Origin of the sequence: Streptomyces sp. CG 926 (assembly GCF_003148825.1) — a bacterium.
Classification (GTDB): Bacteria; Actinomycetota; Actinomycetes; order Streptomycetales; family Streptomycetaceae; genus Streptomyces.
In genome coordinates this window covers 420,361-447,007 of record NZ_QGGZ01000004.1, presented here as the reverse complement: position 1 = coordinate 447,007, position 26,647 = coordinate 420,361, and the positions used below count along the sequence as shown (strand labels likewise).

26 protein-coding genes are annotated in these 26,647 nt (G+C 73.2%); 9 read left to right on the top strand and 17 right to left on the bottom strand.

Going from position 1 to position 26,647, the window contains the following annotated elements:
- Positions 1-90: 90 nt before the first annotated feature.
- On the bottom strand, positions 91-633 hold the full coding sequence (locus BCL76_RS14180; protein ID WP_109779829.1) for a MarR family winged helix-turn-helix transcriptional regulator: 543 nt from the start codon (positions 631-633) through the stop codon (positions 91-93).
- Between the two features lie 144 nt (positions 634-777).
- On the opposite strand from BCL76_RS14180, the gene BCL76_RS14175 reads away from it, so the two are divergent.
- From BCL76_RS14175 to BCL76_RS14165, 3 genes are all read left to right on the top strand, one after another.
- Positions 778-1,842, top strand: coding sequence for an alkene reductase (locus BCL76_RS14175; protein WP_109779828.1), 1,065 nt, complete (start codon positions 778-780; stop codon positions 1,840-1,842).
- Between the two features lie 273 nt (positions 1,843-2,115).
- Positions 2,116-2,556 (top strand): ribosomal maturation YjgA family protein, encoded by a 441-nt coding sequence (locus BCL76_RS14170; protein WP_109779944.1) that lies wholly within the window; start codon positions 2,116-2,118, stop codon positions 2,554-2,556.
- The gene (locus tag BCL76_RS14165; protein ID WP_109779827.1) at positions 2,543-2,764 is read left to right on the top strand and encodes a hypothetical protein; all 222 of its coding nucleotides are present in this window, start codon (positions 2,543-2,545) and stop codon (positions 2,762-2,764) included. Before BCL76_RS14170 ends, BCL76_RS14165 begins: the two co-directional genes overlap by 14 nt.
- 48 nt (positions 2,765-2,812) lie before the next feature.
- Here BCL76_RS14165 and BCL76_RS14160 read toward each other — a convergent pair whose 3' ends face one another.
- The 3 genes from BCL76_RS14160 to BCL76_RS14150 all read right to left on the bottom strand — a co-directional run bounded on the left by BCL76_RS14160 (position 2,813) and on the right by BCL76_RS14150 (position 5,352).
- Complete coding sequence (locus BCL76_RS14160; RefSeq protein WP_109779826.1) at positions 2,813-3,577, bottom strand: DUF4118 domain-containing protein; 765 nt, start codon at positions 3,575-3,577, stop codon at positions 2,813-2,815.
- A gap of 180 nt (positions 3,578-3,757) precedes the next feature.
- Positions 3,758-4,936, bottom strand: a complete 1,179-nt coding sequence (locus tag BCL76_RS14155; RefSeq protein WP_109779825.1) for an RNA polymerase sigma factor — start codon at positions 4,934-4,936, stop codon at positions 3,758-3,760.
- A gap of 8 nt (positions 4,937-4,944) precedes the next feature.
- Positions 4,945-5,352 carry a YciI family protein gene (locus BCL76_RS14150; protein WP_109779824.1) on the bottom strand — a complete coding sequence of 136 codons (408 nt, stop codon included), beginning with the start codon at positions 5,350-5,352 and terminating at the stop codon, positions 4,945-4,947.
- A 391-nt stretch (positions 5,353-5,743) separates the two neighbouring features.
- On the opposite strand from BCL76_RS14150, the gene BCL76_RS14145 reads away from it, so the two are divergent.
- Positions 5,744-6,352: a response regulator transcription factor gene (locus tag BCL76_RS14145; RefSeq protein ID WP_109779823.1), complete on the top strand. Its 609-nt coding sequence runs from the start codon at positions 5,744-5,746 to the stop codon at positions 6,350-6,352.
- A gap of 37 nt (positions 6,353-6,389) precedes the next feature.
- Here the strand turns inward: BCL76_RS14145 and BCL76_RS14140 are convergent, their stop codons facing one another.
- The 5 genes from BCL76_RS14140 to BCL76_RS14120 all read right to left on the bottom strand — a co-directional run bounded on the left by BCL76_RS14140 (position 6,390) and on the right by BCL76_RS14120 (position 14,276).
- The gene (locus tag BCL76_RS14140; protein WP_109779822.1) at positions 6,390-8,216 is read right to left on the bottom strand and encodes an ATP-binding cassette domain-containing protein; all 1,827 of its coding nucleotides are present in this window, start codon (positions 8,214-8,216) and stop codon (positions 6,390-6,392) included.
- On the bottom strand, positions 8,213-10,015 hold the full coding sequence (locus BCL76_RS14135; protein ID WP_109779821.1) for an ATP-binding cassette domain-containing protein: 1,803 nt from the start codon (positions 10,013-10,015) through the stop codon (positions 8,213-8,215). Before BCL76_RS14135 ends, BCL76_RS14140 begins: the two co-directional genes overlap by 4 nt.
- 74 nt (positions 10,016-10,089) lie before the next feature.
- Positions 10,090-10,227 (bottom strand): SapB/AmfS family lanthipeptide, encoded by a 138-nt coding sequence (locus BCL76_RS14130; protein ID WP_109779820.1) that lies wholly within the window; start codon positions 10,225-10,227, stop codon positions 10,090-10,092.
- Positions 10,224-12,923, bottom strand: a complete 2,700-nt coding sequence (gene lanKC, locus BCL76_RS14125) for a class III lanthionine synthetase LanKC (protein ID WP_109779819.1) — start codon at positions 12,921-12,923, stop codon at positions 10,224-10,226. Before lanKC ends, BCL76_RS14130 begins: the two co-directional genes overlap by 4 nt.
- 126 nt (positions 12,924-13,049) lie before the next feature.
- Entirely contained in the window at positions 13,050-14,276 is a 1,227-nt protein-coding gene (locus BCL76_RS14120; protein WP_109779818.1) for a TerD family protein, read from the bottom strand.
- 126 nt (positions 14,277-14,402) lie between these two features.
- Here BCL76_RS14120 and BCL76_RS14115 point away from each other — a divergent pair, with 126 nt between their 5' ends.
- Entirely contained in the window at positions 14,403-14,717 is a 315-nt protein-coding gene (locus tag BCL76_RS14115) for an NIPSNAP family protein (RefSeq protein ID WP_109779817.1), read from the top strand.
- A 68-nt stretch (positions 14,718-14,785) separates the two neighbouring features.
- On the opposite strand, the gene BCL76_RS14110 is transcribed toward BCL76_RS14115, so the two are convergent.
- The 3 genes from BCL76_RS14110 to BCL76_RS14100 all read right to left on the bottom strand — a co-directional run bounded on the left by BCL76_RS14110 (position 14,786) and on the right by BCL76_RS14100 (position 16,623).
- A complete protein-coding gene (locus BCL76_RS14110; protein ID WP_109779816.1) occupies positions 14,786-14,998 on the bottom strand; it encodes a hypothetical protein in 213 nt (70 codons plus the stop codon).
- A gap of 171 nt (positions 14,999-15,169) precedes the next feature.
- A complete protein-coding gene (locus BCL76_RS14105; RefSeq protein WP_109779815.1) occupies positions 15,170-16,375 on the bottom strand; it encodes a beta-ketoacyl-[acyl-carrier-protein] synthase family protein in 1,206 nt (401 codons plus the stop codon).
- Positions 16,372-16,623, bottom strand: a complete 252-nt coding sequence (locus BCL76_RS14100; protein ID WP_181382544.1) for an acyl carrier protein — start codon at positions 16,621-16,623, stop codon at positions 16,372-16,374. The genes BCL76_RS14105 and BCL76_RS14100 overlap by 4 nt, the downstream gene beginning before the upstream one ends.
- Before the next feature lie 206 nt (positions 16,624-16,829).
- Here BCL76_RS14100 and BCL76_RS14095 point away from each other — a divergent pair, with 206 nt between their 5' ends.
- On the top strand, positions 16,830-17,609 hold the full coding sequence (locus BCL76_RS14095) for a lysophospholipid acyltransferase family protein (RefSeq protein ID WP_109779813.1): 780 nt from the start codon (positions 16,830-16,832) through the stop codon (positions 17,607-17,609).
- A gap of 31 nt (positions 17,610-17,640) precedes the next feature.
- Here BCL76_RS14095 and BCL76_RS14090 read toward each other — a convergent pair whose 3' ends face one another.
- The 5 genes from BCL76_RS14090 to BCL76_RS14070 all read right to left on the bottom strand — a co-directional run bounded on the left by BCL76_RS14090 (position 17,641) and on the right by BCL76_RS14070 (position 24,213).
- On the bottom strand, positions 17,641-18,666 hold the full coding sequence (locus tag BCL76_RS14090) for a beta-ketoacyl-ACP synthase 3 (protein ID WP_109779812.1): 1,026 nt from the start codon (positions 18,664-18,666) through the stop codon (positions 17,641-17,643).
- 13 nt (positions 18,667-18,679) lie between these two features.
- A complete protein-coding gene (locus BCL76_RS14085) occupies positions 18,680-20,179 on the bottom strand; it encodes a hypothetical protein (RefSeq protein ID WP_109779811.1) in 1,500 nt (499 codons plus the stop codon).
- Between the two features lie 20 nt (positions 20,180-20,199).
- Positions 20,200-21,645, bottom strand: a complete 1,446-nt coding sequence (locus BCL76_RS14080; RefSeq protein ID WP_109779810.1) for a lipase family protein — start codon at positions 21,643-21,645, stop codon at positions 20,200-20,202.
- A 420-nt stretch (positions 21,646-22,065) separates the two neighbouring features.
- Complete coding sequence (locus BCL76_RS14075) at positions 22,066-23,160, bottom strand: polyprenyl synthetase family protein (protein WP_109779809.1); 1,095 nt, start codon at positions 23,158-23,160, stop codon at positions 22,066-22,068.
- 78 nt (positions 23,161-23,238) lie between these two features.
- Complete coding sequence (locus BCL76_RS14070; protein ID WP_109779808.1) at positions 23,239-24,213, bottom strand: threonine ammonia-lyase; 975 nt, start codon at positions 24,211-24,213, stop codon at positions 23,239-23,241.
- 74 nt (positions 24,214-24,287) lie between these two features.
- On the opposite strand from BCL76_RS14070, the gene BCL76_RS14065 reads away from it, so the two are divergent.
- The 3 genes from BCL76_RS14065 to BCL76_RS14050 all read left to right on the top strand — a co-directional run bounded on the left by BCL76_RS14065 (position 24,288) and on the right by BCL76_RS14050 (position 26,623).
- Positions 24,288-24,569 (top strand): LysR family transcriptional regulator, encoded by a 282-nt coding sequence (locus BCL76_RS14065; protein WP_219933946.1) that lies wholly within the window; start codon positions 24,288-24,290, stop codon positions 24,567-24,569.
- Positions 24,570-25,081: 512 nt separating this feature from the next.
- Entirely contained in the window at positions 25,082-26,191 is a 1,110-nt protein-coding gene (locus BCL76_RS14055) for a DUF6192 family protein (protein WP_109779807.1), read from the top strand.
- 3 nt (positions 26,192-26,194) lie between these two features.
- Positions 26,195-26,623 (top strand): RacP protein, encoded by a 429-nt coding sequence (locus tag BCL76_RS14050; protein WP_109779806.1) that lies wholly within the window; start codon positions 26,195-26,197, stop codon positions 26,621-26,623.
- Positions 26,624-26,647: the final 24 nt, after the last annotated feature.

Here is a 26,647-nt window from a genome sequence, read left to right as displayed (position 1 = left end):
GGGGCGTACCGGTTCCGTGGTGAGGTGAATCAAGATCGCGGGACCTCCGTGGCGAGTGGCCGGGCCGCGGCGGTTCGTGGCCCGGCCGGCCTAGCAGGCGCCGGGGCCCCGGTAGATGGCATCGCACTCCGCGGCGCCGCCGCGGGCGACCTCCGTGCACAAGGTGGCTTCGACCTTGCCCAGCAGGCGGGTCAGTTCGGCGCGCTCGGTGGCGTCCAGGCCGTCGAGGGTCTGACGTTCCAGTTCACCCCATGCCGTGCGGACCTCGACGAGCAGTTCACGGCTGGCGTCCGTCGCCTCGACCAGGGAGGCCCGCCGGTCCGCGGGATCCGGGCGGCGCCGCACGTGGCCGGACTGCTCCAGGCGCTGGAGCATCTTGGTCACCGTGGAGGGGTCGAGGCCGACCGCCTTGATCAGCTCGGACTGGCGCACGGCCCCGCAGTCCCAGAGGTGCATCATCAGGAACTCCTGCCCCGGGTGCAGCCCCAGGTTCCGCAGGGCCCGGCCCGCGGTGATCCGGTGGAGCCGGGCGACCCGGCTGATCGCATGACTCACCGGCCCGTCCAGTACCGCACTCGGCACCGCCGCGCACTGCGTGGCGGAGCGCGGCTCCTGTACGGATTCCGCGGTCATGGCTGGGCTCCTCCTGGTCGGTCCGGGCATGTCTCCGAGAGGGATTCTACCTTCCGTCCCCGCTTTATGTTGGTCGGCCAAGTAATGGGGTACGCTGCATCTCGCAGCCAATCGTTGGCCGACCAATTAACCTGTGAGGTAGCAATGACCACCGCCTTCGAACCGGTCCACGTCGCCGGCGCCACCCTCCCCAACCGGATCGCCCTGGCCCCGATGACCCGCAGCCGCGCAGGTCAGGGGGGCATCGCCACCGGCCTCGTCGCCGAGTACTACACCCAGCGCGCATCCGCCGGCCTGATCATCAGCGAGGGGATCCAGCCCTCCGTCGTCGGACAGGGCTACCCCTTCACCCCCGGCCTGCACAGCGCCGAGCAGGTCGCCGCCTGGCGCGAGGTCACCGACTCCGTGCACGCGGCGGGCGGCCGGATCTTCGCCCAGCTGATGCACTCCGGCCGCATCGGCCACCCGAGCCTGCTGCCCGACGGCCTCGTCCCCGTGGCGCCGTCGGCGGTGGCCGCCCAGGGACAGCTCTTCACCGGCGACGGCATGAAGGACTTCGTCACCCCGCACGAGCTGACCGCGGCCGAGGTGCGGCAGACCGTCGCCGACTACGCGCAGGCCGCCCGCAACGCGATCGAGGCCGGTTTCGACGGCGTGGAGCTGCACGGGGCCAACGGATACCTGATCCACCAGTTCCTGGCCCCGGGCTCGAACCTGCGCACCGACGAGTGGGGCGGCCCCACGGAGAACCGGATCCGCTTCGCGGTCGAGGTGGTCAAGGCGGTGGCCGCCGCGATCGGCGCCGAGCGCACCGCGCTGCGCGTCTCGCCCGGCAACACCTACAACGACATCTCCGAGCCCGACCCGCAGCCCGTCTACGAGGCCCTGATCAAGGAGATCGACGGACTCGGCCTGGCCTACCTCCATGTCCTGGAGGCCGGCCCGGAGGCACGGGAGACCACCCTCGCCCTGCGCAAGCAGTTCTCCGGACCGTTCGTGCTGAACCCGGCGACCGAGGGCCCCACCGACCACCGCGCGCTCCCGCTGATCGAGGACGGCGTCGCCGACCTCCTCGCCTTCGGGGCGCTCTTCCTGGCCAACCCGGACCTGCCCGAGCGCCTGCGCACCGAAGGCCCGTACAACACCCCTGACCCCACCACCTTCTTCGGTGGCGACGCCCGCGGCTACACGGACTACCCGACGCGCTAGGCCGTCTCTTTCGGATCTTGCCGGTCAGGCCCGCGGCGTCCGGTGCCGTGCCTCGCAAGGCGGAGGGGCGCCCGTGTACTGGACGTACTCGGGCGCCCCGACAACACGGCGAGGTGCGGTGCCGGGCGTCGCGGGCCCGGCAAGATCCGGAAGAGACGGCCTAGGTGTGTTGTCCGGATTCGGGCGGACCCGGCAAGATCCTGAAGGGGCGACCTGGCCGGGCGTCCTGCCGATCGGCCAGGTTGACTCCGGCATGATGACCCCGTGGATCACATACCCCGACGCCGTGAGCGTGCCGCCGCCCTCGACCTTCGACGGATCCGGCTGACGGCCGCCGCGGCCGCGGTGGTGACCGTGGGCGCGGGGCTGGGGCTGCGGGCCGTCGGGACGGGGAGCACGGCGAAGTACGGGGGAGACGCCCTGTACACCGTCCTGCTGCTGACCCTTGTCGTGCTCGTCGCGCCCCGGCTGACGCCCCTGCGGGCGGCCGGGACCGCGCTGGCCGTCAGTTGGGCCGTCGAGTTCCTCCAACTGACCGGCGTACCCGCGGAACTCTCCCGGCACAGCACCGTGGCCCGCCTGATCCTCGGTTCCACCTTCAACGCACCCGACCTGTTCTGGTACGTGGTCGGCGCGGCGGCGGGCTGCCTCCTCCACACCGCGCTCGCCTCGACCGGCGGACCCGTCAGGGAGGTCGGACATGCCGCAGGGTGATGACGAGCCGGTCTTCAAGCGGAGCAAGTGGGGGACGAACCGCTACTACTACAACCCCGCGAACCCGGTCGGACTGGCGCTGATCGTCATCAGTCTGGTCTTCGTCGTGACGATGCTGATCCTGATGACCCACCGGGCCGGGCCGTTCGCACCGGAGCACACGCCTACGGGAGGCAACCCACCGACCGTCGCCCCCACGGCGCCCTGAGGGCGGGACCGGCGGGGTGCGGTCGCCACCTGGGAGGCGTTCGGGCGTTCAACCGTGGTGGGCCAGGCCGGAGGTGTCCAGTGCCGCGCCCGCCTGGCCGGCGAGGGCGACCGCCACCAGCCGGGCCTGCGGGGACGGCAGGCGGCGGCCCGGGAACGGGTCGAGGAGGAAGCGGCCGTAGTAGTGTCCGCCGCCGACGGCACGGAGCTCCGTCTCGCCGTCCGGCCACCGATCCGGCCAATGGACGGCTTCGCTCTCGCCCGGCTCCAGGCCGAGCCACAGGTCGCCGTCGTGCTCCAGCCGCGGCAGGCGCCCGACGAGCGACCCGTACGCGAAGCGGCAGCCACGCAGGTCCAGCAGGCCGATCAGGTCCCGGCGTACGTGTTCGACCACGGCCTCGGGAGATCCGCCGTCCTCGGCGAGGCGGCCGGTCGCCGCCAGCCGGGACAGGTAGGAGCTGCCGGTGACCACCGCGCCTTCGAGGCGGCGTACACGCACCGCGAGCTGCGAGACGATCAGGCCCACGATCAGGAGCAGGGTCGCCGTTCGGATGTCCTGCGCGTCGGTGATCGCGAAGTGCCCGTAGGGCCAGGTCAGGAGGACACCGAACCAGACGGCCGCCGACAGCGCGGCCAGGACCCCCACCGCCCGCGTGCCGACGGCCGAGACCGCCACCACCGCCACCACGAGCACCAGGGCGGCGTTCGCCGTGGAGAGATCCGTACGGAACGGCACGAGCGCGAGCGCGGCGAGGAAGGGGATCGCGAGGGCCGCGAGCAGGACGACGAGCCGGTGGAGCCGGTACCCGGACATGGCAAGCCTCCGTCCGGAGAGGGATGAACGCGACGCGGGCCGCACCCGGGGCAGAGGGTCCCGGGCCGTTCGGGGCCACGAGGGGAGCGGCACACCCCGTACACCTCCACCCTGCCCGTGCCGCGCCCCGCGGTACCGCAATGCCGCCGCCCTTGACGCACTCCATACGGGCACGGCGGGTCAGGGGGACCGGTGGGCGGTGTTCAGCCGGGCCGCTTGGCGCGTCAGGTGGTCGCGCTCGGCGAGGTTGGGTGCCTTCCGGGCGGCCTCGGCGTACAGCCGGGCCGCCGTCACCACGTCGCCGTCGCGTTCGTGGAGGTACGCGGCCACCGCGGTGTGGCGTGGCAGTCCGTCGTCCAACGCCGCGAGCGCCGCCAGCCCGGCGCGCGGCCCGTCGGCCTCACCGACGGCCACCGCGCGGTTGAGCCGTACGACCGGGCTGTCGGTCAGCAGCGCGAGCTCGTCGTACCACTCGACGATCTGCACCCAGTCCGTCCGCTCGGCGGTGGGCGCGTCCGCGTGCAGCGCGGCGATGGCGGCCTGAGCCTGGAACTCGCCCAGCCGGTCGCGGGCGAGGGCCGCCTGCAGGATCCGTACGCCCTCGGCGATCGCCGAGGTGTCCCACTTGCCCCGGTCCTGCTCGGCCAGCGGCACCAGGCTGCCGTCGGGCGCGGTCCGGGAGTCGCGCCGGGCATGATGGATCAGCATGAGGGCGAGCAGCCCGGCCACCTCGGGGTGCTCGACGCGGGCCGCGAGCTGCCGCGTGAGCCGGACGGCCTCGGCGGCGAGGTCGACATCGCCGGAGTAGCCCTCGTTGAACACCAGGTAGAGCACGCGCAGCACGGTGGCGACGTCGCCGGGACGGTCGAACCTTCCCCGAGCTCTTCGAGCAGGGGAGACCCCCTGGTCGGAGAGGGTGCGCTTGGCCCGGCTGATGCGCTGCGCCATGGTCGCCTCGGGCACCAGGTAGGCCTGGGCGATCTGCCGGGTGGTGAGCCCACCGACGGCGCGCAAGGTGAGCGCCACCGCGGACGACGGCGTCAGGGACGGGTGGGCGCACAGGAAGTACAGCTGGAGGGTGTCGTCCACGGCGGTCGCGGGTCCGGGCGGCGGCTCCTCGTCCACCAGGTCCTCACGCCGGCGGCGGGCCCCGTCCGCCCGGGTCGCGTCGAGGAACCTGCGCCAGGCCACGGTGACCAGCCAGCCCTTCGGGTCCCGCGGCGGATCGGCGGCCCAGGTGCGGATCGCTTCGATCAGGGCTTCCTGGACGGCGTCCTCGGCCGCCGCGAAGTCTGCTCCGCGGCGGACGAGGATCCCGAGGACGGCCGGCGTGAGGCTCCTGAGCAGGGCCTCGTCCATCGGTGAGGTCACTCCGTGGTGGTGGGGTGCGCGGTCAGGAACGGACGCAGTTCGAGCCACTCGTGGATGGGCTTCCCGCCCGCCCCGGGGGCGGCCGACAGCTCTCCCGCCAGTTCGACGGCGCGTTCGTAGCTGTCGACATCGATCACCATCCAGCCGGCGATCAGGTCCTTGGTCTCGGGGAACGGGCCGTCCGTGACCGGCGGGCGCCCTTCGCCGTCGTAGCGGACGAAGGTCCCCTCGGGGGCGAGGGCCTGACCGTCGACGAACTCACCGGTCCCTTCGAGGCGTGCCGCGAAGTCGTTCATGTACTGGATGTGCGCCGAGATCTCCTCGGGCGTCCACCGGTCCATGGGCACGTCGTTGACGGCTGCCGGGGCGCCGCGGTAGTGCTTGAGCAGCAGGTACTTGGCCATGACGCTTCTCCTCGGTGCTGGTGCGACCCATTGTGGCCGCCTTCACCCCGAGGACGGAGCCGGCCACGGGTTCTCGACATCCCCGTCCGAAGTTTTTCTTCCGGGCCGATCCGGACCGTGTGCACCGGCGCACCGTGGGGCGGCGGACCGACCTGGATCCCGCCGCATGCACGCGGAATCAGCCCATCCGGATTTCGGCCCGCCGAGCGGTTCCGCGGCGTTTTCGGGATGCCCGCCGAGGTGGGAGGGCCATCGGCGGCGCAGGCGTGGAACGGGCGGAGAGCCTGCCTCAGGCCACGCGCCCCCGCGCGCCTCCCGGCGTGACGTTCCCTCACGGTGGTAGCTGGGCAGCCGCTTGATGCTGATCGATCGTCTCGTGAGGGGAACCCCGATGACCAAGGTCCTGGTGCTGCACAGCGTGTGCCTCGTGAGGTCGGCCCTGGCCGCGCTGCTGAGATGCGAAGGCGATTTCGAAGTCACCACCGCCGGCTGGCGGGCCGCGGCGCGCCAGGCCGAGTTCTTACGACCCGACGTGGTGGTCGTGGACCTCGACTGTCCGGGGGTCTCGGACGCCCTCGGCGCGGACGCGGGAGTCGCCCGCCTGCTGCCCCCCTCGCCCACCCCCCTGCTGGTGCTCGCCCGGGCCGACCTGCCCGGCACGCTGCGCCGCGCCCTCAGGACCCAGGCGCTGGGCTACGTGGACAAGGACGGCTCGCCCGCCCGGCTGGTCAGGGCCATCGTCAAGGTCGCGGCGGGAGAACGCTTCATCGACGCCACGCTCGCCTCGGCCTTCATGGAAGCGGACCCCATGCCGCTCAGCCCACGCGAGCTGAGCGTGCTCGCCCGCGCCGCCGAGGGCGACTCGATCGCGGAGATAGCCCGCGCCCTGCACCTCGCCAGCGGAACCGTACGCAACTACATGGCCGCCGTGACCAGGAAGACCGGCGCCCGCAACCGGATCGACGCCATCCGGATATCCCGGCGGGCCGGCTGGGTCTGAGTCGACGACCCGAGGCCCCCGGACCCCGGACCCCTCCTCACCCGTGCGCGTTCCACAGACCCACCAGATCCCGGTACAGGGGTGACCTGTCCGGGAGCTCCGCATGCGTGCCGCACACCGCCCGGGTCCCGTCGAGTACGAGGACCCGGTCGGCCCTGACGGCGGAGGAGATGCGGTGGGCGACCACCACCAGCGTGCCGGGACGCTCCGCGAGCGCCCACTCGGCACGCTCCTCCGTCCTCGGATCGAGGTGGCAGGTGGCCTCGTCCAGCAGCAGCAAGGGGGCGGGGGAGAGATAGGCGGCGGTGAGGGCGAGGTGCTGCCGCTCGCCCGGAGTGAGCCGGCCCGGGTCGACGAGGGCGTCCGGTCCGCCGAGCCGGGCCACGAGCGCGTCCGCGCCGAGGACGGCCGTGGCCCGCTCCAGCTCGCCCCGGGACACCGGGCCGGGGCACAGGTGGGTCAGGTTCTCGTGGACCGTGCCCGTGAAGACGTACGCCTGCTGCGGAAGCAGCGTCCGGCGGGCGTCGGGACCGTACCCGGGAGCGGCCTGCCCCGGCGCGCCGCGCGCCGGGGCGCCCGCCACCCGTACGGTTCCCCGGTCGGCCGGCAGCAGGCCGGCGATCAGCGCGGTGAGGGTGGACTTGCCGATGCCGCTCGGCCCCACCACGGCCAGGTGCTCGCCCGGCCGGACCACCAGGTCGAGCCCGTCGAGCACCGGGTGCGCGCGGGGACCGTAGGCGAAGCGGACCCGCCGCAGCTCGACGGCGGGGGCGGGCGGATCGGGCAGCGAGGGCAGTGCGGGCGGTGCGGGCCGCGCGGGCGGTGCGACGACCGGCCCCGGCCCCCTCGTCGGGGTGCCGGATGCCGGCCCCGAGTCCGGTTCCGGTTCTGATTCCGGATCGCAGAACCGGTCCAGCACCACCAGCAGTCGGGTACCCGCCGCGCCCACCGCCGTCATCAGCGCGTCCAGGGCGGGCAAGAGGGACTGCACGAGGTAGGTGAGCGCCCCGGCCACCGCCCCCGCGCTCACCCCCCGCCCGAGCAGCCAGGGCGTGCCGGCCAGCAGCACCACGACCGGCAACCGGCCCGCGACACCCAGGGCCAGCGTGCGCAGGGCGGTCCACCGCGCGAGCCGCCCGGTCAGCCGTTCCTGCTCGGCGATGAGCAGCTCGACCCCGGCCCCGGCGCCCGCCCCGCCCCCGCACGCGACCACGTCACGCAACCCCGCCGCCAGCTCGCCGGTGCGCGCGGACAGCGCCTCGTCGGCGTCGAGCGCCGCGCGCTGCACGCGCGCCATCGGGCGCAGCGTGGTGAGGAAACCGGCCGTCCCCAGGAGCAGCGCGGGCAGGACGAGGATCAGCAGGACGGGCGCCAGCGCGGCCAGCCCGAGCAGCGCCCCCAAGGCGGTGAAGACGAACGACCGGGCGATCAGCACCAGTCCGGCGAAGGAGTCCCGGGCCATCTCGGTCTGCTGGGTCAGCCGGGAGACCGCACCCGAGTCCCCGGCCCGGGACTCCCTCGCAGGATCGGCGACGGCCCGCCCGATCGCCTGGCGCACGGATCGCCGCACCAGGCCGTCGCGCAACGGCTCGACCAGGTCCGCGAGCCCGCCGAACACCCCGCGCAGGGCCAGGGCGCCGAGCAGGGCGCCCCCGCCGGCCACGGCCAGCCAGCCGATGCCGGTACCGGTCCGACCGGCGAGGAAGCCGTCGTCGAGGGCGCGGGCCACCGCGTACCCGCCGAGGAAGGTGTGCGCGGACTCCAGCAGGGACCACAGCGCGAGCCGGCGCAGGGTTCGGGCCCGGCCGCGCAGGAAGCGGCGCCCCTCACGGGACACCCGGCGCCACGTGCCGTACTCGCTCATCGGACCGCCTCCCGCTCCGGCGGCTCCGCGGCCGGTTCCGATTCCCGCTCCGGTTCCGGTTCCGGCTCGGCCCCTGCACCGAACACCGCCCGGTAGTCGGGGTCCCGCCACAGCGCCGCGTGCGTACCGGTCGCCCGGACCCGCCCCGCGTCCAGCCATACGACGAGGTCGGCGCGGGCGGCCGTGGAGACGCGGTGGGCGACGACCAGACGGGTCCCGGGCCGGACCTCGCGGGCCAGCGCCCGTTCCACCTCGCGGGCGGTGAGGGTGTCCAGGCTCGACGTCGCGTCGTCCAGGACGAGCAGCCGCCCCGCACGGCAGAACGCCCGTGCCAGGCCCAGGCGTTGCAACTCCCCACCGGACAGCGGCGCGTCCGCGAGCGCCGTGTCGTACCCCTCGGGCAGCCGGCGCACGAAGGCGTCTGCACCGGCCGCCCGCGCGGCGGCGCGCACGGCCCCCGGGTCCGGACCCGGATCCGGACCGCCACCGAAGGCGATGGCGGCCGCGACGCTCCCTCCGAAGAGGGCCGGTCGTTCGAAGGCGTGGCCGACCTCGCGGCGCAACTCCTCGGTGGACAGCTCGTCCAACGGCACACCGTCGAGCAGGACCCGGCCCGCGTCGCACCCGGTGAGCCGCCCCGCCACGGCGGCCAGCGTCGTCTTGCCGGAGCCCGATCGGCCGACCACGACGGCGGTCGTCCCGCCGGGGATCCGCAGGTCGACGTCGTGCAGCAGTACGGTGCCCGCGCGGACGACCCGTACTGCGCACAACTCCAGCGTGCCCGAACCCGATGCGGGCAACCGCCGCTCCCCCTGTGGGAGCTCGGGCAGCTCGAAGAGCGCCGCGGTGCGGCGGGCGGCGGCCCGGCCGCGTACCACGGCCGCCAGCCGGCCCGTCACGGCGCCGACCCCGGCCGCGAGGCCGGCGTAGCGGACGGCGGCGAGGAGCCCGCCCACGCCGAGGGCGCCCTCCGCGAGGCGGACTCCGCCGACGCCGAGGACCACGTAGAGCAGCAGGGGCATGAGGGCGGCGGTGCGCGCCATGGTCGCCCCGTAGATCCGCCACGTCCGCCGCCCCTCGACGCCGAGTTCCGGCAACCGCGCCAGTACGCGTGCCTGCTCGCGCTCCGCGGTGCCGGCGGCGGCGATGGTACGGGCGCCCCCGAGGGCCTCCACGAGCCGGCCGGCCAGGTCGAGCTGCACCTCTTGGTAGCGGCTGACGCTGGCGCCCGAGTCACGGGCGAACGCCCTCAACAGCAGTGCGAGCACGGGGAGTCCGGCGAGGAAGGCCAGCGCGGTCCACACATCGACGAGGACCAGCGCCACGAGCCCGCCGAGCGGGGGGAGCAGGGCCACGGACGCGGTCACGACGGCGGCCGGAACGGCCCCGGCGGTGGTGGCCTGCGCCGTCAGCCGGGCGGAGAGTTCGCCGGGGGAGTGGCGGGCGGCCCGGTGCGGCGCGGTGCGCAGCAGTCGCCCGAGCCCGAGCCGCCGCAGCCAGGCGGTGGAGCGGGCGTCGACACCGCCGGTCAGTCGGACCGTCGCCGCGTCGAGCAGCACCTCGGCGGCGATCACCGCCGCGCACCAGACGGTCCACCGGGGGCCCGCGGGGTCCTGTCGCAGCAGCAGGTCGAGGGTGTGGCCGAGGACCGCCGGTTCGGCCAGGGCCGCGCCGGCGGCGGCCACCGAGCAGGCGGCGGCGGCGGCGAGGCGGCCGGCGCTGTGCCGTGCGGCCGCCCGCAGGGCCCGGTCGGCCGTGCGGTCGGCCGACGCCTCGCCGGGGGGATCGGGCACGGTCATGGGGCGCGGCCTCCAGGGGTGTGGTGCGGGCCCGGGCGGCGAACCGCCCGGGCCCGGGAGGACCTGATCCCTGATCAGTTACAGGTCGTGATGCTCAAGCTGCTGTCGCCGCAGAGCAGCAGGCTGGCGCGGCTGCCGCCACCACCGCCGTGCGCGACCTCGGTGGTCTCTTCCTTGGGGGTTTCCATCGACTGCAGGTCGAGAAGCGTCATGTCCGTTTCCTCTTCACTGTGGTGTTCCGATGGGACACGGCCCCCGCGAGGGGGACCGGCTCTGGGACCGCCGCGGCCGACCGCGGCGGAGGGAGGAACGGCAGGTGCGCGCGCCCACCGGGCGCGGTGCTGCCGAGGGCGAGGAGCGCGCCGGCCGTGCCCGTGGACAGGTCCATGGACAGGCGCATCATCTGCTCGCCGGGGAAGGCCAGGAAGCCGTGGTACGGGACCGCGTGCCGGGCCAGGGCCTCCACCTGCCGGGCGATGTCCGCGGGCCCGGATCCCGGACCCGGCGTCGTGGTCCGCGCCAGGTGGAGGATCATGCCGGCCGCGCCGCGGAACAGGCCGGGCTGGGCGTAGAAGGTCGCCTGGGCGGCGCGGACGATCTCCGGCCGGGCGCGTTCGAAGCGGTCGTCCCGGGCGTGCTCCTGCCAGTCGTCCAGCACCATGCCGATCCCCACGCTGCCGGCGCCGAGGTAGGGCATCGTGCGCCAGCCCTCGTCGACCTGCAGCGTGCCGAAGACGCTGGTCACGCAGCGGTCGAGATCGCGGTGCAGGGCCCGGCCGGCCCGGAGCAGCCACTCCTGGTCGCGGGTGCGTTCGTAGAGCCGTAGATGGAGCAACGCGGGACCGCTGTGCCCGTACAGCAGACCGGCCCGTTTCGATCCGGACGTGGTCGCGGGATCGGCGAGGAGCTCGGCGCAGCGCAGCGCCGCGGCGTGCAGTGCGCCCTCGCCGGTGGTCGAGGCCAGGGAATCCAGGGCCAGGCCGATGCCGGCGAGTCCGCCGTGCAGGTCGGGTCCGGCCGACTGCCAGGGCTGGCCCAGCAGTTGTTCGGCCAGGGCCAACGCCCGGTCGCGATGGCCGAGCCGCTCCAGGGTCCACGCGAGACCGGCGAGGCCGTCGTAGAAACCCAGCGGCATGCCGGAGGCCGGTTCCTTGGTCCGGGCCAGCAGCCATTCCTCGGCCTCGGGCCACGGGTCGGCGCCCGTCTCGGAGAGCGCGTACAGCACACCGGCCGCTCCGTGACCGAAGCCGGTTCCGCCGCCGGCGGTGGCGAACTGGGCCGGGTCCCCCGGGAAGAGGCGGTCCTCACGGTCGAAGGTGGCGCTCGCCCGGATGGCCGCCGTCATCGAAGCACAGGCGGCCTCCCGGTCGCCCGGTTCGACGGGCAGATAGGCAAGGGCGCGGGGTACGGCCGCGCGCCTGGCGGAACCCGCGCGGGAGGCGGCGTACGAGCCGGAGCCGTCCTCGGGGCGGGAGCCCTCGACGGAGCCGGGGTCCGCGAGGATCTCCCGTACAGCCTCGTCGAGGAACGCACGGGGCACCGGGAACTGCTCGGCGGCGATGTCGGCCAGGTGCGCCGCCTTGGCCCGGTCCAGCACCAGCAGGCTGGTCAGCGGAAGGAACAGGGCGAGCCGCAGGCAGGCCAGGGCGTACCGGTCGACGGCGACACCGCGTCGGCCGGCCGGGGCGACGAACGCCGGGTTGGCGACGGTCTGCCGGAGCCCCTCGTCCACCTGGGCGGCCGCCTCGAAGTCGAGCAGCGCCACCGACATCCCGCCGGTCGCCTCGTCCTCCGCGACCATGATGTTGAACAGGTGCAGGTCGTTGAAGACGATGCCGCGGGCGTGCACCGCCTCCACGGCCGCCGTCACCCGCCGATGGACCTCCAGTGCCCACCGGGTGTATTCCGCGAGCTCCGCCGGATCGGGGTCCGCCTCGATCAACGGGTGCCGGCGGGCGAAGTAGGTGTTGAGGGGCTTGCCCTCCAGGTACTGCATCACCAGGAAGTGGTGGTCGCCCACGGTGAAGGCGCCGTGCACCGCGGGTACGCAGTCCAGCCCGGCCAGCTGCTCCAGAGCCCTGCGTTCACGGTGCAGCCGGGTGACGGCGTCCGCTCCGTCGGCCGCGAGTCCCGCGAAGGGACGCGCTTCCTTGAGGACGACCGGCTCGCCGGTACGCACGTCACGGCCGGCGTAGACACCGCCGCCGTTGGAGAAGTGCAGGGCCCGTTCGACCGTGTACGGAAGACCTTCGAGGGTGACGGCGGCCCGCCGGGCCAGATGGGGCGCCAGGAAGGCGGGCATCTCGACCCACTCGGGCGGCTGGAACACCGGACCCCGCGGGTCCGGAACGAGCCGGCCGTCCGGGGTCTCGATCGCCGGGACGAGTTCACCGCGGTCGTCGTAGCAGTGCCGCAGCGTGAAACTCCCGTACCGCAGGTGCACGGGGCCGTCGTTCCAGCGCAGGTCGCTGAGGATGTACGGGCCCGGCTCCCCGGCCAGCAGCGCGTCGAGGTCCTCGGCGACGCTCCGGCACTGCTCCTCGTCCGCCGGGTACACGGTGAGGAACTTCCCGCTCGCCGCCCGGTCGGCGTACTTCGCGTTGCGCAGGTGCAGCAGGTACCGGCTCGGCACGAACTTGAATGCGATCCGGCGCTCCACGCAGTAGAGGCGGACCCGTTCGAGGACGGACTCGGCGTTGTCCAGGCAGGCCGAGACATGGATCTTCCAGCCCTGGGAGGGAAGCCGGGCGTCGACGGGCCGCAGCGCCAGCCAGTCCCCGCTGCGGTGCGTCTGCCACCCCGCCGGTACGGGGGCGAGCGCGGCCGGGTAGTTCTCCTCGGCGCGCCGGTACGGCGCGTCGTAGAACCAGCGGTCGGCGTCGCAGAAGGCGGCGTACCCCTTGTTCACTCCTGCTCCCTCGGTCGGTGACGTGCCAACGCTGTCACGCGGTCCGAGGGCCGCGACAGTCGCGGCTGTCACCGATGAGGTGTGCAGTACGCACGAGTCACCAAGGGGCTGCAGGGGCTCGGAGGTTCAGTCCTTGCTCGCCGACTGCCAGCTCATGTCCCAGCCGTACTCGATGTCCGCCGCCTGCTGCTTGAAGACGCCGGGCGCCGGCAGGAGGTACTTCGCCTCGCGCCGGACGATCAGCTCCCCGCCCACGTTCTCGATCAGGGCGATCGCGGCCACCGGCGAGGGGACGGTGCACTCGTCCAGGCGCACCTCGATCGGCGGACCGACGGGCGGATGCAGGGTGGCGACCCCTTGCAGCCCGGCGAAGCTGGTGGCGCCGGAGTAGATGACCACGAAGACCAGGACGCGCTCGATCTCGGCCGCGTGATCGAGGTTGATCATGAGGTTCTCGCCGGCCTCGCTCGCTCCGGTCCGGTCGTCGTGGTCGAGCTGGATGTACGGAGGCTGGTGGAAGGAGCCGAACTGGTTGTCGATGGGGTGGACGATTCCCTTCGTCCCGTTGCGTAGCTCCCACAGGCAGGAGAGGTCGAGGTCGACGTCCTCCAGCCGGACGGCATCGTTGCCTTTACGCATCCACCCGCGCGGCGGCGCGGCGACGCTCCAGGTGAGATTGACCCGCATCCCACCGGAGGTGGCCCCCTGTTTGGTCAGCGACACCGAGGGAGCCGCCTTCGTCAAGGTGATCTTCGACAGCCGTACCGGCCGGGCGGGCGAGGGCGGATCCACCTCCCGCCGCACGGACACCGGCGCGGGGGCCGGGGCGGGATCGTCCACCGTGATCCCGAAGTCGGTGGCCAGCCCGGCCAGCCCGGAGGCGTACCCCTGACCCACCGCCCGGAACTTCCACGCACCGGCCCGCCGGTACAGCTCCCCGAGCACGAACGCGGTCTCCGACGTGGCGTCCGTGGCGTCGAACCGTGCCGTCTCCACGCCACTGCGCGCGTCCAGCACACGTACGAAGAGGCCGGCCACCTGACCGAACGTGCCGTCGGTGGAAGCGGCGACCACCACCGTCCCTATCTCCTCCTCCACCCCGGACAGGTCCACGCCGATCGTTTCGAGCACCCCCGAGCCGTCCTGGCGCCGTCCCTCGTGACGCACGGCACCACTGGGGTGCACGGGCTGGTTGTAGAACACGAAGTCGTCGTCCGACCGCACCTTGCCGGCCGCCGTCAACAGCAGGGCCGACACGTCCACATCGGGCGTTCCGGGACCCCCTCGCCAACCCAGCTCCACCCGGACCGTCGCACTCGGCACCGGTACGTTGGCGCCTTTCCGCATGGACATGCGGTTCCCCCTTCCGCTGCTTCTCTGCTCCTCCGCAGCGTACGAGGATGTGGCCCGTTCCCCTCCCCGAAGGCGGCGATTGCCTCCGTAGCGGGGGAGGTCGTGGGCTCCCGGCATGATGGGGCGGTGATCACCATTCATCTGAAGTACGAGATCGACGTGGACAAGCTCGCGGACTTCGAGGAGTACGGGCGCCGTTGGGTCCGGCTGGTCAACCGGTTCGGCGGCACCCACCACGGCTACTTCCTGCCCAGCGAGGGCGACAGCGACATCGCCTACGCCCTCTTCTCCTTCCCCGGCTTCGCCGCCTACGAGCAGTACCGCACCGACAGCATGTCCGATCCGGAGTGCCAGGCCGCCTTCGAGCTGGCCCGCGAAACCCGCTGCATCAAGCGGTACGAGCGCCGCTTCCTGCGGCCGCTCGACACCCCCGGCAGCTGACCCGTCCGGACCGGCGCCCGCCCACGACGGCGCGCGGGCGCCGATCCGGACCGAGCCGTGAGGTCACCTCACCCCTCGCGGTCCAGGACCCGACGGGCCGCCTCGGCCTCGGCCGCGGGCGGTGACAACTCGTCGAGCGTGTCGAGCTCGTCGTCCGAGGCCAGCTCCCGCTCCCAGGCGGTCGCGAGCCGCTCCTGATCCTCCTGCGGCCTGCTGGTGACGGCCTCCCGCTGCTCCGGTCCGAGAGCCGTGAGGAAACGCCCGACCGCGTCCGTCGGCATGCCGTACTCCTTCTCGCCGTGGGGGAGGCCACCGGCGACGCCGATGCCGTGCCTGGCCCAGGATGGCGAACCGGGCCGGAGCGGGCCGCCCGACACGGCGGTCCGCCACCCGAATGCCGGGCACGGCGGGCACCGTGCCGTCCGGCGCACGGGCACGCCCGTCCCGCTTCCTCAGGCGCGGGCGAGGACCGCCACGGCGTTGTGGCCGCCGAAGCCGAAGGAATTGCTGATGGCGACCGCCGACGGGTGCTTCCTCGCCGTCCCGCCCACCACGTCGATGTCCATACCGGTGTCGGTCTCGCGCAGCCCCGCGGTCGGCGGCACGGTGCCCTCGGCCAGGGCCAGGACGGTCAGCGCCGCCTCGATCACGCCCGCCGCGCCGAGCGTGTGCCCGAGGGCCCCCTTGGCGGAGGTGACGGGCGGCCGGTGCGGCAGCACGCGCCGCAGGACGGCGGCCTCGATGTCGTCGTTCTGCCGGGTCGCGGTGCCGTGCGCGTTGACGTGCCCGACGTCCCCGGGGGCCAGGCCGGCGTCCAGGAGGGCGCCCCGGACGGCCTGTTCGGCGCCGCGCCCCTGCGGGTGGGGCGCCACCAGGTGGTGGGCGTCGGTGGAGGCCGCGTAGCCGATCAGACGGGCGAGGGGCCGGGCCGCCCGGGCCGTGGCGTGGTCGGGGCGCTCCAGGACCAGCGCGCCCGCGCCCTCGGCGATGACGAAGCCGTCCCGCGCCCGGTCGAAGGGCCGCGATCCGGTTCCGGACAGGGTGCCCAGCTGGGCGAATCCGGCCACGTTCAACCGGGTCACACCCGCGTCGGACCCGCAGACGAGCGCGATGTCGCACTGTCCGGTGGAGAGCAGGTCCCGGGCGAGGCCGAGGGCCGTGGTGCCGGAGGCGCAGGCGGTGGACGTGGACAGGGCCGGGCCGGTCACCCCGAAGTGCAGGGCGATGTTCGCGGACACCATGTTGACCAGGTAGCCGGTGAGGAAGTACGGCGAGACGAACTGCGGACCCAGCTTGGCCAGTCGGGCCTGTGCGGTCTCCTGCGTCCGCGCCCCGCCGACGCCGCCGCCGGTGACCACGGCCACCCGGCTGCCGTCCCATTCCCGCGGATCGAGCCCGGCCTGGTCGAGCGCCTGCGCCACGGCGGCCAGACCGAAGCGGGCGACCGGATCCAGTCGGGCCGCGCCGCGCCGGCGCAGGACCGGGTGGTCCAGCTCCGGGACGCGGCAGCTGAGCGAGACGGGGAGACCGGCCAGAGCGGCGTCGGGGGCGGCGGTGGAGCGGCCGGCCAGCACGGCCGACCAGGTACTGTCCCGGTCGCACCCGGCGGCGGTGACCAGGCCGAGCCCGGTCACGGCGACCTCGGCGCGAGGGCTCAACGGTCCGTCCGTCGAGCCTCGACGGCCCCGGCGAACTCGGCGAGGGTCGCGTCGCGCAGCTCGTCCTCCTCGACCTTGACGCCCAGCACCTCGTGAACGGTGATGGCCATCTCCACGACCATGAGGGAGTCGGTCAGCAGGCCACGCATGGGCGCGTCCGGCCGTACCTCGTCGGCGGGGATTTCGAACCTCTCGACGAGCAGTTCACTGATCACGTCGAGGACGGATTCCGGCGCGGAAGTGGTCACAAGGGCTCTCATTTGCGGTATCGAGGCCATTGCAGCATGGTGGCGCAACGGCCGGCGGTGGAGCGTGGGGCGCGGAAGCGATTCCCCGACGGGGGCGTTCTCGCGCTCAAATAACTACCACGACAAGGTATTTACTCAAAACCCGCCCCCGATCGGCTTCCTGATGATTCAAAACATGAGGGTGAGGATCATTTGTGTCGGAAAGCATGACTGATGTGATCGAGGTGCTCGGCGCGGCCGGCGTCGAACTCAGGAACATGAAGAGGCTGCTCGGGGACGCCGGGGAGAGCGCCTGGGACCTACTCCTCGACTGGCTCGTCGACGACTGGTTCCGGCTGGACGTCCTGGGGTTGGAGAACATTCCCGCCGACGGGCCGGCGGTCGTCGTCGCCAATCATTCGGGAGCCTGGGGCCTGGACGCGTTCGTTCTCCAGAAGGTCTTCACCCGCACCATCCATCGCCCTCTGCACGTCCCCGCGGCGCCCCTGGTATTCCGTATTCCGGTGATCGGTTCCTACGCACGCAAGAAAGGCGCGATTCCCCTCGATCCGCTTCTCGGACTGGAACACCTGAACGCCGGTGAACTCGTCGGAGTGTTTCCGGAAGGAATCTCCGGGCTGGAGAAGCCGTTCGGTCAGCGATACCGACTCCGCCCCTTCAGCCCCGGATTCGCGGTCACCGCGGTCCGGGCGGGCGCCCCGGTCGTCCCGGTGTCCGTCATCGGGGCCGAGGAGGCCTGCCCCCGGATGGGGGAGGTCCCGGCCCTGGCCCGCCTGCTGGACCTCCCCTACTTCCCGATCACCCCGGTCTTCCCACTGCCCTCGAAGTGGCTCGTCACCGTCGGCGAGCCGATCCCCGCGCCGCCCCGGCCGACCTCCTACGCCGAACGGTCCGCCGCTGCACGACGGTTGTGCGCCGATACCCAGGCCGCGGTACAGGACCTGGTGGACCGGGAACGGGGCAGGCGGGACACCCCCTTCTGGTAGCGCGCCGGCGGTGACCGGGGCGGCGGGCGGTTCACCCGCCTTCGGTCACCGCCCGCACCTCGGGCCAGACCAGGGTGGTCGAGCCCCAGGCCAGCCCTGCGCCGTACGCGGTGAGCGCCACCCGCTGCCCGGGCACCAGCGTCCCGGCGGCCGCCGCCTGGGCCAGCAGGACGGGAACGGAGGCGGCCGCCGTGTTCCCGTACGACTTGATGTGCGACAACACCTGGCCGGGGGCCAGCCCCAACTCGTCGCTGATGCCGTCCAGGATGCGCTGGTTCGCCTGGTGGGCGACCACCCGGTCCAGCTCGCCGAGGGACCACCCCGCCCGCTCCAGGGCACGCGTCAGCGAATCGCACATCCCGACGACCGCCTGCTTGCGCACGGCCGGTCCGTCCATCCGGAAGTAGGCGGAAGGCTCCTCGGCGTCGGGCTCCGCCGCCATCCGCTTGCGTGCCCGCGCACCACCACCGGGGACCTCCAGGAGGTCGGCCTGCGTCCCGTCGCTGCCCAGGTCGAACGGCCCGAACACGCCCGGGGTGCCCGGTGCCTCCGCCACGCCGGCCCGGAGCAGCACCGCGCCCGCCCCGTCGCCGAAGATCGCCGACATCAACCAGTCCTGGGGATCGAGGAAGGTGCTGAACACGTCCGAGGCCACCACCAGCACGCTGTCGAAGGCCCCGCCGGTGATCATCGAGGAAGCCACGCCCAGGCCGTACAGGAACCCGCTGCAGCCCGCCGCCAGGTCGAAGGCCGGTACGGTACCCAGCCCCAGCCGGGCCGCGACCTCCGGGGCCCCGGCCGGGAGCAGCCGGTCCGGAGAGATCGTCGCCAGGACGACCGCGTCGGCCCGGGACGCCCCGGCCGCCGTCAGCGCGTGCCGGCCCGCCCGTACGGCCAGGTCGACGGTGGCCTCGCCGTCGGCGATCCGCCGACCGGCCACCCCGATGCGCTCGCGGATCCACTGGTCGCCCAGCGCCCGCCCCCCGCACAGCTCGGCGTTGGTCACGGTGCGCGGCGGTACGTAGGCGCCCAGCCCGGCCAGGATCGATGTACGCATGTGACGGTCTCCTTCAGTCCGACAGACGCTTCGCGGCGCGCCGGACGTCGTCGGCGGCCTCGGCGCACCGTTCGGCGTGCCCGAGCAGGGCCATCCGGAAGCGTTCGCCCGTCTCGTCCCCGTTCCATCCGCTGTTGCCGGCACAGGCCGCGAGGCTCTCCGCGTGCCGCTCCAGCCGGTCGGCACTGGCGTGGGCCAGCGCGCCGTACGACGCCGGCGCGTACCCGTACGCCGACACCGGTACGGCGGTCGGCGTGCCGACCGTCACCCGCCCGTCGCCCGCCCGGCCGCGATGGTCCTCGTGGACCCCGGGGTCCGCGAGGTCCTGCAGCGCCACGAGCAGCGTCCGCGGGTCGAGCGTGTCGGGCAGCCGGGCGGCGGCGCACGCCGGTGCGATCAGTACGGGGCGGACCCGCGCCGTGACGACCCGTACGACCGCTTCGGCGACGACGGCCGCGAACCGCGCCGCGGCGCAACCCGCCGGGTCCCCGCACAGGGCCGAGGGGATCGGATCCGGGACCGTGCCGTCCGAGTCACCCGGCCGGCGCAACCATCCGGGCGCCCGCAGGATCTCGGTACCCGCTGCGATCGCCAGGTCCTCCCAGACGAACGGCGCCCGCACCGGATACACGGCGGCCGCCAACGGCGGGTACCGGCGCAGCGCCTCGCCCACGGCGTCCCCCGGGGAGACGGCGGCGCCCGCGGCGAGCAGGGCCAGTGCCTGCAGCGCGGTCCCGGCGGCGGCCTCGGAGACCAGCGCGAGGGCGTGCGCGAGGGCCGGGGCCGCCGCGTCCGCATCGGCGCCCCGCGCCATCACCCGCCCGGCCAGCGATTCGGGATCCGGGTCGGCCAGGTGCAGCTCCAGGCGACGGCGCAGGGCGGCGGACCCGGCCCCGTACGACCGGTCGCCCGCGGCCGCCGTCGTGACCGCGATCACCTCGCTCAGCAGGGTGTCCGGGGCGGCCCCGGCGCCCGCCACCACCCGGCGGCTCAGCCGCAGCATGTCGCGGTACCACGCGTGCCACTCCAGCGTGCCGTCCCCGCGACGGGCCGCGATCGCCCGGTCCACGTCCTCGGCCAGCAGGGCGTCCATGGCCGCCGACGCGGGCGCGTCGGCGGCCGGTGCGACCGCCGCCTCCCGGTCCAGCGGCGCGTGGGGCGACAGCCCGTACCGCTGTCCGCCCGCCGTGAGACCGGACGCCGGGCCCAGGGCCCCTGCCTCGTCGGCCCGGGTGAGCAGTCCCTCGGTGTCGCCGGGGGTCAGCGGCACCAGGAACGAACCGTAGGGGGTACTCAGCGCGACCGGGCGGCCGGAGCGGGTACGGCGCAGGTGCGCGAGCAGCAGCCGCGTCACCCCGCCCCGGGTCAGCGCGTCCAGACCCAGGGCCCGGGCCGGGGCGTCCGTCCACGGCAGTCGCTGGGCGATCATGGCCGCGCTGAACAGGGCGTTCTCCAAGGGCCAGGCCGTCGCGGGACGTCGCGCCGCCGTGGCCGGGCTGTCGGCAATGGTCATCGGTCGGTCTCCCTCGTGGGTCACTTGTCGCGGAGCATGTACGGCTGGTTGCCGACGACTTCACCGTCGTAGGCGCTGATCAGCTCGTTGACCCGGTCCCGGTGGTGCGTCAGCTCCCCGCGCAGGGTGTCGGAGTACGCCTGCGGGGCGTGCGACAGCGGGTAGTCGTACGACTCGTCCAGCCAGGACAGTTCGACCCAGCTCTCGGGGATGTCGTTGGGCGAGGCCGGTCCGCGCCCGTCCAGCATCGGGATCACGTCGTGCTTGTTGACGAGGCTGATCACCCGTGTGGTGTGGTCGGCGGGTCGCTTGCCGTCGATGGGGGAGCCCAGCGTGACCACGTGGGTGACCCGGTAGGTGGACGACACCTCCACGTCGTTCGCGAGGTTCATCGCGGTGAGCCCGCCCAGACTGTGCCCGACGACCATGAGTTCCGAACCGGCCGGGACCCCGGCGCGCAGCAGCAACTTCTTCGCGGCGCGCGTGTACGTGGTGTCCGTGCGCAGCAGCCCGTCGAAGGCGCCGACCAGGTCCTGCGGGGTGCTGTTGCTCAGCAGCCCGAAACTCGTGCCGGGCAGCAGCAGGACGTGGCGGACGGCGCCGTCGGCGCAGGCCACGCGGCGCAGCAGCACCAGGCCGTGATTGCCGAGGGCCCCGATGTCGTTCACGTAGCTGACGACGTCGTTGCGCGAGGTGGCGAGGACCTTCGCCAGGATCGGGTCCGGCTCGGCGCGTTCGGCGCGGCCCGGCCCGGGGTTCAGGAACCTGATCACGGAACTGGGCAGTCCGAGGAAGGGGTCGGTGGTCGGCACCCCGCCGGCCAGCGTCACCCAGGAGAAGTCGTCGTTGACCGGGTTCTCGTCGAGCATCCCGAGCAGGGCCAGCAGCTCCATGATCACGGGGCTGATCGTGGTGAGGGCGCGGGTCACGCCGAGCAGCTCGATCAGCGCACCCATGGCCCGCAGCGCCTCCAGGCGGTTCCCGGCCACCATCGCGTCGGTGACGCGGCGGGCGGGCGGCGAGTCCAGGTTGGGGTGCTCGACCGCGGCGGCCTTGATGCGCAGGGCGAAGGCGTCCACGGCCATGGCGATCTTGGCGGGGCGCCGGTAGGCGATGTTCCCGACCATCCGGGCCAGTTCGCCGATCAGGCCGCCGTTGGCGCCGAACCCGAGCCCGGACGGGCTGGTGAGCGCCTGGGCGCAGGCCACCGCCGTGCCCAGCGCCCAGCCGGGACGGCGGAGCGCCTCCAGACCGAACCGCCAGTTGAACAGGGCTCCCGTGAGCTCGGCCCCGGACTGCTTGGCCGTCAGGGCCGCGTCCGCGAGCAGGACCGACGCGGCGATGAGGAGCTCGGCGTCGGTCCGTCCGGTCGCCGGGGCGCCCGTGGAGGCCGTGGCGGCCGGTCCCTCGCCGACGGTGTCCGGGCCCTCCCGCGTGGGGAGACGCCCATCCGCTTGCTCGACCACGCGAGGTGCCACTTTCCGTACCTCTCATCCCTGCGCACCGGCCTCACGGCCGAGCCCGCCCGTACCCGCTGTGTGCGGTGGCATGGTGGCACCGAAAGTGATCGTTTCCGCGCGCTTCGGCGGCCGTCCGGAGCAGCTGCATTTCTCGTGAAGCGACGCCGATCGGCTGCCGGACCCCTGCGGGGCCCGGATCCACAGGGGCGCCGCCCACCCGCGACCGGCCGATTCGCCCGGCGCGATTCGACCTGCCCGGGGGGATGATCACGTGCGCCCGGTGTTGACCCGGGCGTTCGACCGGGCCCGGTGGTGCGCGGCGCGGGCCATCACCTCGCCCGCGCCCGCCTGCGCCCCTCATCCTGCGGTGCGGACTCCCCGCCGTGTCCTCGGACGGCGACGGTCTCCGTCGGCTCCCGCGGTCTCTCAGGACATCCGGTCCACGTTCCACATCGGCAGGCCCCGGAAGAACTCCACGGCCTCCGCGCGCCAGTACGGTTCCCAGGACGCGGCCTCGGCGGCGGCCGCCTCCGCGTGCCGCCTGATCTCCGCCTTGAGCAGCCGGTCCACGCCGGTCGCGCGGGCGATCTCCCTGATCCGGTCCAGGGTTTCGTCCGGGCAGCCGGGATCGCCGAGCGCGGCTTCGACGAGGGCGGCGTCGGCTCCGCTCGCCGCGGCCAGCACGGCGCGGACGGCGTAGGTGCGGCGGCCCGAGCGGATGTCCGCCCCGGTGGACTTCACCTCGGCCGCGGGGTCGGCGCCGGACGGTCCGAAGAGGTCGAGGAAGTCGTCGCGCATCTGCTCGCAGATGCCCACCAGCCGGGAGTAGCGGTGCAGGCGCTCACGGTGCGGCGCCGGATCCTCCCCCGCGGCCAGCAGACCCATCGTCAGCGGCGCGAGGATCGAGTACCGCGCGCTCTTGAAGTCCGTGACCGTGTGCAGGAATTCCTCGTCGGGCACGGTGTGCGAGTCCCGCTCCAGGTCGGCGATCTGCCCGGCCACGGTCTCCGCCGCGGTGCGCGTGTGCACGCCGAGCAGAGCCTGACGGAGCTCGGCGGGAACCTCGGCCTCCAGGAGTACCTGGGTGGACAGGAACGCGGCGAGGTCCCCGGCGAGTATCGCGAGCCCGAGAGCGGTGGCGTCCTGGCCCGGGAACTCCCCTCGGTAGGCGTAGTACGTCGAGGGACCGCCGCGGCGCAGGGGCGCGTCGTCGATGATGTCGTCATGGACGAGGCCGTGCGTCTGGAGCAGTTCGATGCTCAGCGCGGCCTCGGCGAGCCCCGGTATCTCGTCGGTGGTGACCAGCCGGGCCGCCTCGTACAGCAGGACGACCCGCAGTCGCTTGCCACCGCGCATCGAGAACTCCCGCAGGAGGTCCAGACAGCGGGGGACGTACCGGCTGGGCACCGGGACGTCGAAACGCTCGCCGAGGCTGTCGAAGTACTGCTCGAACCGGGCGTCGAAGCGGATCCGGTGACCGGCGACGCGTTCCAGGGTGGCGGCGGTGACGTTGGCATGCATGAAGATCAGTATCGACGACCGGCCACCCCCGTGGGCCGGCCGCCGACGCCGGGCGCCGACGCGGACGCCGACCGCTCATCACCCTGAGGTCGCCGCGGAGAGACAGGCCCGCAGGTCGCTCTCGCCGGCGTTCCCACCTGTACACATGATGGCCACGCGCTGCCCCGCGAGGCCGTCACGTGCCGAGAGGAGCCCGGCCAGCGGGGCGGCCGCGGCCCCCTCGGCCACCGTGCGGGCATCACGCATGAGCAACCACTGGGCCCGCCGGATCTCGTCGTCGTCGACCAGCAGGAAGTCCGCCAGATGCGCACGGAGCAGACGCTGGGTCAGTTCGAAGCCCGCCCCGGTGGCCAGCCCCTCCGCGGTCGTGGTGTTCGTACGCTCGACACAGCGGCCCGAGCGCCACGAGTCGTGCGCGGCCGGCGAGTGGCGGGACTGCACCGCGATGACCCGGCAGCGCGGGCTGATCGCCGCCGCCACCAGGCAGGCGGCGGCGGCCCCGCTGCCACCGCCGACCGGCACGACGATCGCGTCGAGGTCCGGTTCCTGTTCGAGGACCTCCAGGTAGGCGGTGGCCACGCCGGCGATCAGACCCGGTTCGTTCGCCGCGCCGACCAGGCGCATGCCCCGCCGGGGCGCGAGCTGCTCGGCGTGGCGGCGGGCCTCGTCGAAGTCCGCGCCGTGTTCGACCAGTTCGGCGCCGAGCCGGCGCACGGCCGCGGCCTTCAGGGGGTTCGGCTTCTCCGGCATGACGATGGTGCACGGGACACGGAAGAGCGCGGCGGCATGGGCGAGGGACTGTGCGTGGTTGCCCGTGGAGTACGACAGGACACCGCGTGCGCGCTCGTCCGGGTCCATGGCGGCCAACAGGGCGATGCCGCCGCGCACCTTGAAGGCGCCGGTCGGCTGCAGGTTCTCGTGCTTGACCAGCACGCGGACACCGGCGCCGACGGAGGCGTCGAGGGCCGGATAGGAGAGCAAGGGGGTCGGCGACAGGTGCGCGCTCAGCGAGCGGCGCGCACGGAGGACGTCGGAGATCGTCGGAGTGTGCATGCGTTCATGCTGCGCAGCGGGCGACCCATAGGACAAATGTCAGTTTCTGATGAATCCATCGATATCATCGATGGATGTTCGACGAGAACCGACTCCGGGTGTTCGCCGCCATCGCCCGCGAGGGTTCGGTGACCGCTGCTGCGGCCGCGCTCCACTACGCGCAGCCGTCGGTCAGCCACCACCTCGCCAAGCTCGAAGCCGAGGCCGGCGTGCCGCTCGTACAGCGGGCGGGCCGTGGCATCCGGCTGACCGAGGCCGGCCGGCTGCTCGCCGATCGCGCGGAGGAGATCCTCGGCCGTATCGATTCCGCCCGGACCGAGCTCGCCGCCCATGCCGGGCTCAGTGGCTGTGTCTGAACCCCTGATTTGGGTAGCGTGGCGTTCTACGCTGGCGTGGTGTCCGAGGGCGCCGGGCGGTCCGGGAAGCGGGTGTGCAGGGGTTGCGGTGATCGGCTGAGGCTGACAGCGCGGCCGGATGCGGTGTACTGCTCGACGGGGTGTCGTGCCAGGCAGTGGCGGGTGGACCGTCGGTTGCGCAAGCGGGTGGCGGCCGAGATCAGCGGTGCCGGCCGGGTCGAGTGCCCGGAGTGCGGCGAGCGGTGGGTGGCCGGGGTGGACCGGCGTTCGAATGCCGTCTACTGCTCGCGGCGGTGCTTGATGAGGGCCTGGAGAGTCCGGAAGGAATCGTTCGGCGAACGGTCACAGTGACTGCATCGCGAACGTCTATGTCGCCTGGAAGCGGTCAACTCCGTTCATCCGAAGCCTTGTTGTTGTGATCATCACATTTGTGGGTCGACTCTGCTGCGCGGAAGCGGACCGCATCCCGCACGGGCAGATCCCGTGCCCGGTCCGCGGGTTGGTGGTGAACCATGCCCGAGATCGCCGAGCAGGTCGGCAGTGTCAGTTCGGACCGGTACGCGCAGATCGTCGCCGAGCTACGGAAGCTGGTCGAGACGACCAGCCGAGCGCAGTTCACGATCGGTGACTACGCGCTGGAGGTCGAGCCGATACGCGAGGCCGGTGGCCAGGAGAAGTCGGACGAGCTGTTCAGCGTCAAGGACTCGCTGTTCCGCCTGGCCGAGGACATCGGCCTGACGTATTCGTCGGTGAAGGGCGCCCGCTGGGTCGCTTCGAGGTGGCCGAAGGAGCACCGGCAGGCCCACGTCTCCCATACCGTTCACCGGATCCTGGCGGGCATAGCCGACGAGCAGGCGCGTTTCGCCGCGATCCTCACGCCTCCGGAGGGCAAGGCGAGGTGGACGCCGGACGAGGCGAACCGGCGGGTGGGCCGGCAGGTCCAGAAGCCCGTCACCCCGCAGGAGAAGGTCAGCGCGATCCACACGCTCGCCAAGGACGAGGACGTCGCGGCGACGGTGACCGGTGATCTACTGCGGCGCCCGGCCGTGATCGCGCAGGTCAGGCAGGAGGATCGGGTCCGGGTGGTCGAGGAGCTGACCCGTGACGACAAGGTCGCCGCCGCGGTCGCCCCGGAGTTCCTGCGGCGACCGGCGGTCGTCGCCCAGGTCACCGCGGCGGACAGAGTCAGGGTCGTCGAGGAGCTGACCCGCGACGAAGGCGTCGCCGCCGAGGTGACCACCGGCCTGCTGCGGCGCCCAGACGTCGCTTTCCGCGCGATGTCGGACGACACCGCCCGCCACCAGGTCAACCACGCACAGGTCGAACGCGGCCGGCAGGCCCGCGAGCACTTCGAGCAGACCAGCCCCGTCGCTCCGGCGATCCGCCAGATCGACCGGTCGGTGGAGTTCCTGGACCTGGTCACCGCCTGCCACGCGTTCGTCGCCGCCGCGGGCCGAGTCGTCCCCGGCATGCGGGACCGTCAGCTCGGCGATGACGAGCAGACGGTCATCCGGGAGAACTGCGCGAGGGTCCGCGCGACGCTGGACTGGATCGAGACCGCGGTCGACACCGGGAAAGTCGACGTCGACGGCGAGCTGGCCCGCCTTCTCCAGGGCGAGTAAGCGATGCCCCGCGCTTCCCAGCGGCAGTCGCCCGCGGCCAGCAGACACGCCGACACCGTCCGCTTCATCCTCTTCGAAGCCAGACCAGCCGGGCTGACCTTCGACCAGCTGGTCAGATCCAGCGAACTCAGCGCGAGCCAGGCCCGCTCCGGGCTGGCCTGCCTGCGGGACACGATCACCGAACACGGCTGGCCGCCCCTGATCTGGACCAGGGCGGACGGTTACAAGTTCTGTTCGGACGCGGCCGAGCTCCAGGCGTATGAGGTCTCGGTGATCCGCGAGAAGCTCACCGAGATCCGCCGGTTCATCACCGGCGTGGTCGCCCCGCACGCCGCCCTCCAGCCGAAGGGCAGGTGGATCAAGCACCTGAACACCCAGCTCAGTTCTGTCGAGTCCACGCTCGACGTGATCGCCGACTACATGGAGGCCTGATCGCCGGGGTCGGCCGCCGAAGGC

Excerpts from the sequence above, each read along its gene's own strand:
- BCL76_RS14055 (WP_109779807.1), top strand. The coding sequence starts at position 25,082 with ATGCCCGAGATCGCCGAGCAGGTCGGCAGTGTCAGTTCGGACCGGTAC.
- BCL76_RS14175 (WP_109779828.1), top strand. The coding sequence starts at position 778 with ATGACCACCGCCTTCGAACCGGTCCACGTCGCCGGCGCCACCCTCCCC.
- BCL76_RS14120 (WP_109779818.1), bottom strand. The coding sequence starts at position 14,276 with ATGTCCATGCGGAAAGGCGCCAACGTACCGGTGCCGAGTGCGACGGTC.
- BCL76_RS14160 (WP_109779826.1), bottom strand. The coding sequence starts at position 3,577 with ATGTCCGGGTACCGGCTCCACCGGCTCGTCGTCCTGCTCGCGGCCCTC.
- BCL76_RS14065 (WP_219933946.1), top strand. The coding sequence starts at position 24,288 with ATGTTCGACGAGAACCGACTCCGGGTGTTCGCCGCCATCGCCCGCGAG.
- BCL76_RS14070 (WP_109779808.1), bottom strand. The coding sequence starts at position 24,213 with ATGCACACTCCGACGATCTCCGACGTCCTCCGTGCGCGCCGCTCGCTG.
- BCL76_RS14095 (WP_109779813.1), top strand. The coding sequence starts at position 16,830 with ATGACTGATGTGATCGAGGTGCTCGGCGCGGCCGGCGTCGAACTCAGG.
- BCL76_RS14135 (WP_109779821.1), bottom strand. The coding sequence starts at position 10,015 with ATGACCGTGCCCGATCCCCCCGGCGAGGCGTCGGCCGACCGCACGGCC.
- BCL76_RS14075 (WP_109779809.1), bottom strand. The coding sequence starts at position 23,160 with ATGCATGCCAACGTCACCGCCGCCACCCTGGAACGCGTCGCCGGTCAC.
- BCL76_RS14180 (WP_109779829.1), bottom strand. The coding sequence starts at position 633 with ATGACCGCGGAATCCGTACAGGAGCCGCGCTCCGCCACGCAGTGCGCG.
- BCL76_RS14090 (WP_109779812.1), bottom strand. The coding sequence starts at position 18,666 with ATGCGTACATCGATCCTGGCCGGGCTGGGCGCCTACGTACCGCCGCGC.
- BCL76_RS14150 (WP_109779824.1), bottom strand. The coding sequence starts at position 5,352 with ATGGCCAAGTACCTGCTGCTCAAGCACTACCGCGGCGCCCCGGCAGCC.
- BCL76_RS14145 (WP_109779823.1), top strand. The coding sequence starts at position 5,744 with ATGACCAAGGTCCTGGTGCTGCACAGCGTGTGCCTCGTGAGGTCGGCC.
- BCL76_RS14050 (WP_109779806.1), top strand. The coding sequence starts at position 26,195 with ATGCCCCGCGCTTCCCAGCGGCAGTCGCCCGCGGCCAGCAGACACGCC.
- BCL76_RS14140 (WP_109779822.1), bottom strand. The coding sequence starts at position 8,216 with ATGAGCGAGTACGGCACGTGGCGCCGGGTGTCCCGTGAGGGGCGCCGC.
- BCL76_RS14165 (WP_109779827.1), top strand. The coding sequence starts at position 2,543 with ATGCCGCAGGGTGATGACGAGCCGGTCTTCAAGCGGAGCAAGTGGGGG.
- BCL76_RS14130 (WP_109779820.1), bottom strand. The coding sequence starts at position 10,227 with ATGACGCTTCTCGACCTGCAGTCGATGGAAACCCCCAAGGAAGAGACC.
- BCL76_RS14110 (WP_109779816.1), bottom strand. The coding sequence starts at position 14,998 with ATGCCGACGGACGCGGTCGGGCGTTTCCTCACGGCTCTCGGACCGGAG.
- BCL76_RS14085 (WP_109779811.1), bottom strand. The coding sequence starts at position 20,179 with ATGACCATTGCCGACAGCCCGGCCACGGCGGCGCGACGTCCCGCGACG.
- BCL76_RS14155 (WP_109779825.1), bottom strand. The coding sequence starts at position 4,936 with ATGGACGAGGCCCTGCTCAGGAGCCTCACGCCGGCCGTCCTCGGGATC.